The 12,597-nt window shown below is 58.7% G+C and carries 8 protein-coding genes and 1 tRNA gene; 1 reads left to right on the top strand and 8 read right to left on the bottom strand.

What is annotated here, in order from left to right:
• Positions 1-62 precede the first annotated feature (62 nt).
• From BN1724_RS12580 to pflA, 5 genes are all read right to left on the bottom strand, one after another.
• Positions 63-1,142, bottom strand: a complete 1,080-nt coding sequence (locus BN1724_RS12580) for a radical SAM protein (RefSeq protein ID WP_231928276.1) — start codon at positions 1,140-1,142, stop codon at positions 63-65.
• Positions 1,143-1,933: 791 nt separating this feature from the next.
• Positions 1,934-2,006, bottom strand: a tRNA-Arg gene (locus tag BN1724_RS06150).
• Positions 2,007-2,196: 190 nt separating this feature from the next.
• Positions 2,197-3,009 carry a hypothetical protein gene (locus BN1724_RS06145; protein WP_157085788.1) on the bottom strand — a complete coding sequence of 271 codons (813 nt, stop codon included), beginning with the start codon at positions 3,007-3,009 and terminating at the stop codon, positions 2,197-2,199.
• A gap of 194 nt (positions 3,010-3,203) precedes the next feature.
• Entirely contained in the window at positions 3,204-4,052 is an 849-nt protein-coding gene (locus BN1724_RS06140; protein ID WP_058234649.1) for an SGNH/GDSL hydrolase family protein, read from the bottom strand.
• A gap of 254 nt (positions 4,053-4,306) precedes the next feature.
• Positions 4,307-5,224, bottom strand: coding sequence for a pyruvate formate-lyase-activating protein (pflA, locus tag BN1724_RS06135; RefSeq protein ID WP_231928172.1), 918 nt, complete (start codon positions 5,222-5,224; stop codon positions 4,307-4,309).
• Positions 5,225-5,544: 320 nt separating this feature from the next.
• Here pflA and BN1724_RS06130 point away from each other — a divergent pair, with 320 nt between their 5' ends.
• Positions 5,545-7,068, top strand: a complete 1,524-nt coding sequence (locus BN1724_RS06130; RefSeq protein ID WP_058234648.1) for an NCS2 family permease — start codon at positions 5,545-5,547, stop codon at positions 7,066-7,068.
• 306 nt (positions 7,069-7,374) lie between these two features.
• On the opposite strand, the gene grcA2 is transcribed toward BN1724_RS06130, so the two are convergent.
• The 3 genes from grcA2 to BN1724_RS06115 form a co-directional block, all read right to left on the bottom strand.
• On the bottom strand, positions 7,375-7,626 hold the full coding sequence (gene grcA2, locus BN1724_RS13425) for an autonomous glycyl radical cofactor GrcA2 (RefSeq protein ID WP_058234647.1): 252 nt from the start codon (positions 7,624-7,626) through the stop codon (positions 7,375-7,377).
• Between the two features lie 61 nt (positions 7,627-7,687).
• Positions 7,688-9,811: a pyruvate formate lyase family protein gene (locus BN1724_RS06120; RefSeq protein ID WP_058234646.1), complete on the bottom strand. Its 2,124-nt coding sequence runs from the start codon at positions 9,809-9,811 to the stop codon at positions 7,688-7,690.
• Positions 9,812-10,079: 268 nt separating this feature from the next.
• Complete coding sequence (locus BN1724_RS06115) at positions 10,080-12,494, bottom strand: phosphoketolase family protein (RefSeq protein ID WP_058234645.1); 2,415 nt, start codon at positions 12,492-12,494, stop codon at positions 10,080-10,082.
• Between the last annotated feature and the right edge of the window lie 103 nt (positions 12,495-12,597).

Here is a 12,597-nt window from a genome sequence, read left to right as displayed (position 1 = left end):
AAGGCCAAGCTCCATCGACTGGCTGACCATATTCGCTTCATTTAGCACCTCCCAGGAGCCTGTTATGTCGCCGCTGATCCTAGGTGGACGCGTTTCCCATCTTCCATCCCAAGGAACGCCCAGTTCTCCGCGTGCCGCTGAAAGATAGTGCTTCTGCCCCCGTGATATCCGCACTGCACCCAGTTGGCTTTAAAGCGTGCTGGATCGTATCCGTCTACTACATTTCCGACGTCACGTCCTGCCTGACCTGCGCTTTCCCAGCAGCTATAGAGTTTCCCGGTACTAGAAACAACCAGGCCTCCGTTTGAAACCACTCCACCCTCAGGGGTTTGGCAAACGGTACAATTACCTCTATGGGAAGGATTGAGGATATTTAAACCTCGACTTGCCGCATCGAAGTGGAGTGCGCCGTAGCGCTTAGCCATCACCGACGACTCTATATTCTCGTCCTTAAATGCTTCTGTATCGTTTATTAAAGAGAAGTAGATCGATATATCACCTGCGCAATCCAAGTGCTGGACGTCGTCGAGAAGGTGTGGGATCTGAGCGATGTTGTAACTTGTCACGTTGATCCGCAAAACTATACTTATATTGGCATTAGAGGCAAAGTTTATCATCCGCAATGTGTCACTATATGTACCTTTGCCATTTCGCAGGTGACGGAACTGGTCGTGTTGAACACGCCAGCCATCCAATGTGATCTGAAGCTGCAGGCATCCGATCGCAGTAAGCCATTGAAGGGTGTTCTTCTTTAAGAGAGTTCCATTTGTTATCATAAGTACATGAGTGACGGGTGTTAGTAGGCGAAGCTCAAGCAAGAATTTCTCGATTTCAGGCATGTAGAGAAGGGGTTCTCCTCCAAGTAGAGTGACCGTACAGTTGTTTGCTTCGGCCTCACGCATTTTTGATTGCACGAATCTAGCAATGTCACTAGGTTTGGCGCGGTCTTTACCTGTCGCGATACGCGATGACAGGCCTTCCTGTCCCTCGGCTGCCTGATAGCAGTATTTGCAGGATAGATTGCATGCGAACCCAGGATGATAGGCCACGTCAAACGCTTGCGACTCAGCTCTAGGCGGCGGCGCAGACAAGTGCTGGAGCCAGTGCGCAGGGACTCTTAATTTCCCAGACCTGCTGATCATCCATTTGGGGCCCACGGCCCTATATTTCTCAGTCGTCACAACGGAGCATGTACGCCCCCGTGCTGCCCATATTGTGGCTCTGCTTGACACAGGAGGGCGCCCTTGGCTCCGGGAAGGCAAGGGCGCCCAAGGGAGATTTTTCATCGGCGGTACGCCGGACACTTATCGTCCCACCTGATTACTACGTCGATCCCGAGTGCTTCAGCGATCTTCCGAAACATTGTCAACACCTCCTCTCCGGCGCTATATCGAAATCATACCTGGAAGTGAGGGACATCTCAGTCGGGGTGAGATGATGTGACTGTGGTAACACCTAGCCCCTTTTGGTGTCCGTAAGGCATAAATGTGATATTGCAAAGATAGCGCTATGGGGGTATAGGTAGCCGCATCGCCAACTAATTTGAGATCTTCAGGAAAGTTTCTGTGTAACTGGTTCTACGTTTACTAGTGATTTGGGTGGCCATCATTTGTTGGGATATGTGCTGTGGGCATCCCGCCAGCTGTGTAGCGATTTGCTGAGATTGCCGTGGATGGGGCTGTGTGTTGCGAGTCGTGCGCCGCCGCAACCTTACGTCGCAACAACCTGAATTCGGGGTGATGGAAATTGCGAGATGTCACTATAAAGGCAGGGTATGTCTCAGGGAAACTTGCCGGGCTCGAAGCCTATGGAAATGTAGGTTATGAGTGTAAAGGTGGATTGCCGACTTGGGGTGCATGGGGTTGACGCTCGACCTTCCACGGGGGACTACATGAGGAAGCCCCGCCACTCGGTGGTGACGGGGCTTCCGTTGCGCGCCTGGAGGGATTCGAACCCCCAACCTTCTGATCCGTAGTCAGATGCTCTATCCGTTAAGCTACAGGCGCCCATCGCTTCAGCGACTCTTAAAGCTTAGGACATCGGTGGCATCCGGCGCCAATTGATAGACGGAGAGCCTGATCACATCGACGAATCGTAGGGAAAAGGAGGCCGCGGGCGGAGAGGCTTGTGCGACTCTCCGCCCGCGGCCTTGTGCTCATTGATGCTTGTGCTCACATGGGTGAGCAGACAAGTGCCTCAGCTCTGCGGGCTCTGGTGGTCGCCGTTCCCACCGTTATCCGGTTGACCGGGACCCTGGGCATTCGGGCCAAAGTTGCCGTTAGTTGGAGGTACCTGGCCGTAGGGAGCGGGCGGCACCGGGCCGGCCGCGGGTCCGTTCTGCTGGACCTGCTTCTTCTTGGACTTCGTCATGACCACAATGATGATCACCACGACCGCGATGACAATCAACAGACCGATCACGATGGCAATCAAGGCTATGAGCCAGCCCATCGCGGCTTTATCGCTCTTAGTTGCCGGCGAGGAGGAGTTCTTGCCCGGTGCGGGCGCTTCTGCCTTCGCTGGGGCCTCGCCGGTCACGTTGATTCCAGACACGAATTGTTTAAGATCCGTGACGATGACCTCGCTGCCCGAGATCTGGCCCACGTTGCTGTTCAGGACCTTGCCTGGCATCTTGAATACGATTTTCATCTCAAAGCCTGAGGCTTTGATCTTATTTATATCGTCATCCGTCGCCCGGGGGACACTTGCCATGACGAAATTGTATTGGTCGCCCTGCGTGGTGAGTTTGAAGTCATTGCCCATCTCCGAAGCTGGGACCGTCAGCGTCACCCGGCAGCCGATGATGTCGCCCTTCTCGAAAGGTACACCTGAAGTTTGGATTTTGGTGTTCGTCTTAGCAAAGAAGTCGGAGCCCTGAGCTTCCTCGCACATGGCTTCTGGGCCGATTGGCTTACCCGCCTTGTTGAGCAGTTGGCTTGCAAGCTCCTTTTGCATGGAAAACTCCCAGGCCATATTGACCGTTTTGGGATTGGTGACATCAATCGTCATGTCGAGCTTGCCGCAGGCAGCCTAAACGATGAGCAGGGGAACGATACAGAGGAGACGCAGACGCGTCAGCCACTTGGATGAGGACATATCAAATCCTGATCTAGGGGGAATGGTGAACACTCCACTATAAACATGAAAGGTCACCCGTGAGCAGGACTTACGCTAAGACGTTTGAAGACCTCACATTAGAGCGATCAGTCCTCGTGCTCGAAGCTCGCGGACCCGGGAGGCATCGGCGCACCGAATACCGGCCCTGCGACCGGTCGCTTGGGTCGCACCGCATCGCCCGAGGACTGACCGCGCAGACGGCGCATCATCCATGGAGCGAGGTGAGTGCGGGCCCACACAAGGTCTTCAGCGCGCGCTTCGCGCCAGGTCTTTGGTGGCAGAGAACGCACCTCATGCGGATGAAGCGAGTGCTCCACCCCGAGAGTGTTGAGCACTTCAATCGCGATGGTGTGATGCCCCAGCGGAGAGAAATGAAGGCGATCATCCGCCCACATGGGGTCTGCCGCCAGATTGTGCATCGACCATAGGTCCACCACGTAGGTACCGTACCGTTTGGCGATGGTGCGCATGTTTTCGTTGTAAATCGCGACCCGGCCGCGAATTAGGTTCAGCACAGGCGTAGTGCCAATGTCCGGACCGGTCCACAAAATAATCGATGCGCCGGTCGCGGCCAGGCGTCCGATGGCATCGTCTAGATCATGTGCGATGCGATCCGGATCGCCCCGTCTGATGACATCGTTTCCCCCGGCGAAGAACGAAATTAAATCGGGCTTGAGCGCAATTGCGGGTTCGACCTGCTCGGCGACGATGTCCTTATACAACCGACCCCGGATCGCGAGATTGGCATAGGCGAAGTCAGGGGTGTCGTGACTCAGTTCCTCGGCGACACGGTCTGCCCACCCGCGATGACCTCCAGGGGCGTCCGGCATGGGATCGCCAATCCCTTCGGTAAAGGAGTCCCCGAGCGCGACGAATCGCGTCCAAGGATGGCGGCGGTTATCGTCGAGATGAGGCTGGGCCTGCGAGGGATTCATTGATCTACCGTACCGAGATAGCAAGGGAAAAGCTGGAGGCTCGGTGACAAAACTGAGCCTTCTCAGGTTGCGTTGACGCCGGGTGAGCCATGCCCGCAAGGATGCGGGCCAGGCCATGATGGCTGGACTACAGTCCGGTCGTGACGGCGTATATGCGGTCGCTGCGGTATCGCGCGGATAGACGCGAGTACCCGGTCGCGATGGATATACGCGACTCTACGGTGCGCCTTGTCAGGTATCGGCGCGAAACCGGTTTAGAACACCGTCAAACCGCGACGGCGGAAGCGCTCGCGCGCGTCGTTGATAGCTTCAAACGACGGGGGTGTGGTGTCCTCCAGCTGGTAATCCATACCGAGCGCTTCCCATTTGTCTTTACCCATGTTGTGGAAAGGCAGCACCTCAACGCGATCCACGCTCTTCCACCGAGTGACGATATCTGCGACGGCCTCAATATTCTCCGGTGCATCAGTCCAACCGGGCACCAGCACGAAACGAATCCAGATGCGCTTGTTCTTCGCTGCTAACCGGTCGCCAAAGGCGATGGTCGGAGCCAGCTCTTGGCCGGTGACTTTGTGGTAAGTCTCCGGGATTCCCGATTTCACGTCCAGCAACACCAGATCGATATCGTCGATCATGTCGTCATCGCACTTGGCTCCCAGGAAACCGGAGGTGTCAATCGCGGTGTGTACGCCCATCTCCTGGCATGCGCGCAATACGTTTTTGACAAACGGAGCCTGGAATAGGGGTTCGCCGCCGGAGATCGTAATGCCGCCACCGGTGGCGCGGAACACTTTGCGGTAGCGTGCAATCCGTGCGAGCACGTCCTCCAAAGACTGGTTGGAACCGTCCTTAGCCTGCAAGGTGTCGGGGTTGTGGCAGTACACGCAGCGCAGCGGGCAGCCCGACAGGAAAAGAGTCATACGGGTGCCGGGGCCATCCACCGCAGTGACAAGTTCCCACGAGTGAATGGCTGCGACTTTCCCCTCGCGGACCAGCCGGAAACGCTCGGAGCGGTTGTCCGTGGCTAAGTGGGCGTCCGTCGTCGTGGTACCGATACCAGCCGCTGCGCCGCGGACCCGGGGGACAGGAACGCTCACCGGCGCGGGGCGATAAACGCCTGCGGTTCCATCGTGCATGGCATTGGTCGATGCACTCGTCGCTGGTGCGCTCATGGCAGGGACCTCCCGTTCCTGGTGGACACTGACCGCCGCGATCCGCGGGATCACATCTCCTCCAGCCTAGCGTTTTTGCAGGTAAAACGGGCGTTGAGAAAGTCCCGATGGGGTCCTGATCTAGGTGAGTTCCGTCATTGTTATAGGTCACCCGCCGCTGCGATGTCGCGAGGATCGCAAACCTCACTTACCCTAAGGTCAGATGTCCACGGGCGGCCACATGGCCGGCCATCTCCGCATGTCTCCCCAGCGATTGTGGGCCCCGCTGCGAGGGGCCCGGAGATCGTCCGGGCTGATGTGACGTTCCCGAAAGGTGCACAGTGTCGCACGTCCCCTCCACCTCGGATCTCGCGCCGAACACATCCCCTCACTCCTCATCCCCACCTGGACCAAAGACCCCGGGTCGTACTGCGGGTGCTCTCGACCGTTTCTTCCACATCAGCTCCCGCGGTTCGACCATCCCGCGTGAACTGAGGGGCGGTCTGGTCACCTTCTTCGCGATGGCCTACATCATCGTGCTGAACCCGCTGATCCTGGGCGGCATTGCCGACCGCAATGGCACCGAACTCGCCCCCAACCAGGTCGCTGCGGTAACCGCACTCGCCGCAGGCGTGATGACCATCATGTTTGGTTTGGTAGCTAAATACCCCTTCGGTATCGCGACCGGGCTTGGAATTAACACCCTGGTAGCGGTCACGCTGGTCAAAGTGGAGGGGCTCACCTGGCCCGAAGCCATGGGCCTGGTGGTGCTCGACGGCATCATTATCGTGCTGCTTGCACTGACCGGGTTTCGTACCGCCGTGTTCCATGCAATTCCGCACGATCTCAAAGCTGCGATCTCGGTGGGGATCGGTCTATTCATCGCCTTTATCGGATTGGTCGATGCGGGTTTTGTGCGGCGCCTTCCCGACGCGGCACAAACCACTGTTCCGGTGGGCCTTGGCATCGACGGATCTATCGCCTCGTGGCCGACGTTCGTGTTCGTGATCGGATTGGTCATCTGCGCAACCTTGATGGTGAAAAACGTGCGCGGAGCACTGTTCCTCGGCATTTTCTCGACCACGGTCATCGCGATTGTGGTGCAGGCCCTCACCCATGCCGGACCGTCGTTCGTGGACGGTAAACCTAATCCGTCGGGTTGGGCGCTGGCAGTGCCGACCCTTCCCTCCTCTATCGGAGGTCTGCCCGATCTCTCGCTGGTCGGGCAAGTTAACCTTTTTGGTGCGTTCGCTAACGTCGGTGCCCTGACCGCCTCACTGCTCGTGTTTACGCTGGTGTTGGCCAACTTCTTCGACGCCATGGGAACCATGACTGGCCTGGGCCGGCAAGCCAAGCTTGCTGACAGCCACGGCAACCTTCCGAATATGAAGCGTGCGCTCGTGGTCGAAGGCGTGGGTGCAATTGTCGGCGGCGGCGTCAGTTCCTCGTCAAACACCGTGTACATCGACTCCGCATCGGGTATTGCCGACGGTGCCCGCACTGGACTCGCCAATATCGTGACGGGTCTGCTGTTCTTGGGCGCCATGTTCTTAACGCCTCTGTATCAGATCGTGCCGATCGAGGCGGCGGCGCCGGTTCTGGTGGTGGTCGGTGCGCTGATGGTCTCGCAGATTACCCAGATTGATCTGCACCGTTTCGAGATTGCGCTACCGGCGTTTCTCACCATCGTGGTCATGCCCTTCACCTATTCGATTTCCAACGGGATTGGGGTCGGCTTCATCGCTTGGGTGGTCACGCATGCGATGGCGGGTAAAGCTCGCACTATCCATCCACTGATGTGGGTGGTAGCGGCTGCGTTCGTCGCTTACTTCGCGATCGGCCCGATCACCGCCGCAGTGAGCTAACCGGCGGCATCACCGTATGGCGTGGTCACTGTCGTCTCATGGCATATCGAGTGTTCATGGCGCACTGAGCGTTCATGGTGCACCGAGTGTTATCAGGACGACTGCGGCTAGGTTGCTGAGAGCTGTTGCCCTGGAGTGAACCTGCTCGCTGCGGCACATATCTCTTCGCCACCAGGGCACATACCTTTGCACGGGTGAATCGCGCATGACAGCGGCCCGGCACATGGTCATCATGTGCCGGGCCGCTGTTTTTTCGGTTCACCTCCCGATAGCGACGATCGCTAGCGGGAGGTGAACCGGTCAGAATCAGGCGTTCTGGTGGAAGGTACGGTGCAGAACGTCGAGCTGCTGCTCACGGGTAAGCTTCACGAAGTTCACCGCGTAACCCGAGACGCGAACGGTGAGGTTCGGGTACTTCTCGGGGTGCTCCATGGCGTCCTCCAGCGTGGACTGCTCCAGAACGTTGATGTTGGCGTGGTACAGGCCGGAGTCGCTATTGCTCTCCGAACGCTTCGCCTTCATATCGGCCATGCGCTCATCGAAAGTCTTGACTGACATTTCTTTCTCCTTTGTGGCAGTGGCCCGGGGGCCGTGGTTGTGGGATAAAGCCCCTGGACGGTTAGTTCACCGGTTCGTCGATGATAAATCCGGAATCGAGGATACCGACCAGGTTCTTGACCTGTTCTTCCTTACTGCGGCCGAGACCCGACGGGGTGATGGTGTTGGTCAGCGAAATGCCGTCCAACGCATCGTTGTAGTCGAGCTTGCCCACGCTCAGCATGGAGGCAACCATGCCGTGGCTGTCCATACCGTTTTCCGGGTTTGCGCCCGGAGCAAACGGGGTGCCCTTCTTGTGACCGGAGGGGAAGGAACCGGTGGCCTTGCCGTACACCACGTTCGAGGTGATGGTCAGCACCGACTGAGTCGGAATGGCATCGCGGTACATCGGGATGGCCTTGATCTTGCTCATCACGGTGTGCACCACGGTGGCGGCAATGTCATCCGCACGGTCGTCGTCGTTACCGTAAACCGGGAAGTCTCCCTCGGTGACGTAGTCGACCACCAGGCCGGTCTCATCGCGAACCGGGGTCACCTTGGCGTACTTAATAGCGGACAGCGAGTCCGCCACGATGGACAGACCTGCGATACCGCAACCCATCGTGCGGATGATGTCCGAGTCGTGCAGAGCCATCTCGATGGACTCGTAGGCGTAGCGGTCGTGGCAGTAGTGGATGATGTTCAACGCCTCAACATAGGTGCCGACCACCCAGTCCAGCATCTCCTCGTACTTGTGCCACACATCGTCGAAGTCGAGCGGTCCGTCGCCCTCAACACCCTTGTGACCCGGCACGATCAGCTTGCCGCTCATCTCGTCGCGGCCACCGTTAATCGCGTACAGAAGCGACTTCGCCGCATTGACGCGGGCACCGAAGAACTGCATCTGCTTGCCGACCTTCATCGGGGACACACAGCAGGCAATAGCCGCGTCGTCGCCCCAGTGCTCGCGGATCTGAGCGTCCGACTCGTACTGGACCGAGGAGGTCTCAATTGAGATAGCGGAGCAGAATTCCTTGTAGCCGTTAGGCAGCGCCGGATCCCAGAAAATGGTGATGTTCGGTTCCGGGGCCGGGCCAAGGTTGCGCAGGGTCTGCAGGAGACGGAACGAAGTCTTGGTGACCTGGGAACGTCCGTCCTCGCTGAAGCCAGCGTCTGACCAGGTTGCCCAGTACGGGTCACCGGAGAAGATCTGGTCGTAGTCGATGGTGCGCAGGAAGCGGACGATGCGCAGCTTGATCACCAGCGCATCAATGATTTCCTGAGCGTCAGACTCGGTGATCTTGCCAGCGGCCAGATCCCGCTCGAAGTAGATGTCCAGGAAGGCCGAGAGACGACCGATCGACATGGCCGCGCCGTCCTGCGACTTCACCGATGCGAGGTAGGCGAGGTAGGTCCACTGCACGGCCTCTTTGGAGTCACGGGCCGGGCGGCGAAGATCAAAGCCGTACATGTCGCCGAGGTGGATCAGCTTCTTCAGAGCCTTAATCTGCTCGCTGTGCTCTTCGCGGTAGCGGGCCCAGTGCTCAGTGAACGGCTTGTCGGCGACCGCATCCTTATCGCGCATCTTGGCTTCGATCAGGGCATCGACCCCGTACAGTGCCACGCGGCGGTAGTCACCAATGATGCGGCCACGACCGTAGGCATCCGGAAGACCGGTGATGATGTGGGAGGACCGAGCGGCGCGGATGCGCGGGGTGTAGATATCGAACACCGCGTCGTTGTGGGTCTTGCGGTACTGGGTGAAGATTTTCTTCACCTCGGGGTCGGGTTCTTTGCCCGCCTCTTTGATGGCGGTCTCGACCATGCGCCAGCCGCCATTGGGCATCATGGCGCGCTTGAGCGGAACATCGGTCTGAAGGCCGACGATGACGTTGTCGTCCTCGCAGATGTAACCGGCGGGGAATGCGTCGATGTCAGCCGGAGTTTTGGTGTCAACGTCGTAGACGCGGCGTTCGCGTTCCTTAGCCAGGTAATCCTTCTCCAAGGTGTCCCATACCCGGAGGGTTTTCTCGGTGGGACCCGCGAGGAAGGAGGCGTCGCCCTCGTACGGGGTGTAGTTGCGCTGAATGAAGTCGCGTACGTCGACAGTTTCCTGCCAGGGGCCGCTGACAAAGCCCTCCCAGGCGGAGTCGCCGGGGGCTTCGGAGGGTTCCTGAGCAGGTTTTTCGGTGGCCTGGATGGTCATATCTGCCTCTTTCCGTGATGTCGGCCGGGGGAGGGTCCGTGGCTGTTGGCCGCTGGGGGACTCTCCTTGGTTTCCACCCTAGGCGGGGTGCCTTAGAGAGAAACCGAATAGGCGTTTCGTCTGGTGTGATGTCCTTGACGTGGGCGAGGTCACTGACCTCTGACCTGGGTAAATAAAATTCTCGGGATATGAGACGGGACGATGGTCCCGGTTCGGGTGGGCATCGCGCACCGGAAACAAAAGGCGATGCGCGATGCCCGGGCCGGCGTCAGTCCATGCCGATCGGCTGGGTGTAATGCCAGTCCCTCACCTCTGGCATGTCACGCAAATGTTCGACCACATAGCGCTCATGTTTGGCCAGCTTCCGCTCGCACCAACGCGCCAGTTCGCCAGCGCCGTGCGGCAGGCGCGACGCATTGTTAATCGCGTCTAAAACCAAGTGGTACCGGTCGGCTTGATTGCGCACCAGCATGTCGAAGGGGGTCGTGGTCGTGCCTTCCTCGATGAAACCGCGCACATGGAAGCGGTCCGCATCCGGCCGGCCATGCACCAGCTGATGGATGGCGCCCGGATAACCGTGGAAGGAGAAAATGACATCCTGGGTGTCGGTGAACGTCTCGCGGAAGTCCACTTCGCTCATGCCATTGGGATGATCCTTGGGGCGAGACAGCGTCATCAAACGCACCACGTTCACCACCCGTACCGAGAAATTAGGGAGTTTCTCGCGCAGGATCTGAGCGGCAGCAACCGTCTCCATAGTCACCACATCGCCCGCGCAGGCGAGCACGATGTCCGGATCTTTGGACCCGTCCTCATTCCCGGCCCAATCCCACACTCCAAAGCCGCGTTCACAGTGTCGAGCCGCCGCATCAATATCGAGATACTGCAGTTGAGGCTGTTTGTCTTGAACGATCAGGTTCACCCGGTTGTGGGACCTGAACGCGTGATCTGCCACAGACGCAAGACAGTTGGCATCCGGCGGGAAATACAGGCGGGCAACGTCTTTTCGCTGGTTAATCACATTTTGGATCAGGCCTGGGCCCTGGTGTGAAAACCCATTGTGGTCATTGCGCCAGCAGGTCGAAGACAGCAGGATGTTCAAGCTGGGCACTTTGTTGCGCCATCCCAGATGGTTCATTTCTTCCAGCCACTTGCAGTGCTGAATCGTCTGGGAGGCACTGACCATGCCGAAGGCCTCGTACGACGCAAACAGGCCGTGCCTGCCGGTCAGGGTGTACCCCTCCAGCCAGCCATGGCAGTTATGTTCGCTGAGAACTTCCATCACCCGGCCCTGGTGAGACAGTTTGACGTCCTCGGGCACAACGTTTTCCATGAAAGCGCGGTCGCTGGCCTCAAACACCGCACCGAGCCGATTGGAGTTTGTTTCGTCAGGGCAGAACAGGCGGAACCGTTCAGGGTTGAGCCGGTACAGATCCCGCATCATCGAGCCCAGTGTGCGCGTGGACTCGGCGCGCACCGTCGCCGGCTCTGACACATCCAGCGCATAGTCCCGGAAGTTGGGCATGGTCAGGTCTTTGCGAATCTTCCCGCCGTTGGCGTAGGGGGTTGCGCTCATGCGCTTGTCCCCGGATGGATTCGCCGACAATACGATGGGCGTGGGGTGTCCATCGGCATCGAATAGCTCGTCCGGACGGTAGGACGCCATCCACTCGCGCAAAATCTCAAGATGCGCTTCATTGTCTTTGACACCGGACAGCGGAACCTGATGCGCACGCCAGGTGCCCTCGGTCAGCACCCCATCAACTTCATGCGGTCCAGTCCAGCCCTTCGGGGACCGCAAAATAATCATGGGCCAAACGGGCCGCGTCCCGTCCCAATCACCGTGGCGAGCCTGTTCCTGAATGTCTCGGATCTGACCGTACGCATCGGCTAACGCCTGCGCAAACCGTTCGTGCATCCCCGGCAGATCGTGCCCGGTAACCTCGATAACGCGGTATCCATGGCCCTCGTACAGCTTGCGCAGCTCCTTAGGATCTTTGCGGCCTTGGACGGTGGGCCCTGCAATCTTGGCGCCGTTTAAGTGCAAGATGGGCAGAACTGCCCCGTCGCGTTGCGGGTTCAGGAAGCTGATGCCCTTCCACGAGCCTTCCAACGGCGCGGTTTCAGCTTCGCCGTCGCCGACCACCGCCAGTGCAAGCAGATCCGGGTTGTCGAATACCGCCCCAAAGGCGTGGACCAGAACGTATCCGAGTTCGCCGCCCTCGTGAATCGACCCCGGAGTTGTCACCGAGACATGGGAGGGGATACCGCCGGGAGCTGAGAACCGTCGGAAAAGACGCGTCATGCCTTCACGGTCTTGGGTGACCTCAGGGAACTTCTCCGTATAGCTTCCTTCCAGCCAGCTGGCACCGACCAGTGCAGGGCCGCCGTGGCCGGGACCAGCAAGGTAGACCATGTCTTGTCCGGTGGCGCGGATAAGACGCGAGGCGTGCGCGTAAATAAACGCGAGTCCCGGTGAGGTTCCCCAGTGGCCGAGCAGACGCGGCTTAATGTCCTCGCTGGTGAGTTCCTGAGGGTTGAGCGGCGTTGACTTGAGGTAAATCTGGCCGACAGTCAGGTAATTGCTTGCCCGCCACCATGCATCTAGAGACGCAATCTCCTCTGCGGTGGGGTGGGCTAGCGCGTTGAGCGCGTCGTCATTGAAGACCGATCGGGTGTCCACGAGAACTCTCCTTTATCCGGTAACTACTTCGACGATAGTCACCGTTCTCGGTCCATCCCTGGGAGGTTAAAGAACATAGCCCGGGAGCGTGCAGCTGCCCGGG

Origin of the sequence: Devriesea agamarum (genome assembly GCF_900070355.1) — a bacterium.
GTDB classification, from domain to species: domain Bacteria; phylum Actinomycetota; class Actinomycetes; order Actinomycetales; family Dermabacteraceae; genus Devriesea; species Devriesea agamarum.
This window is presented reverse-complemented; position numbering and strand designations above follow the sequence as displayed.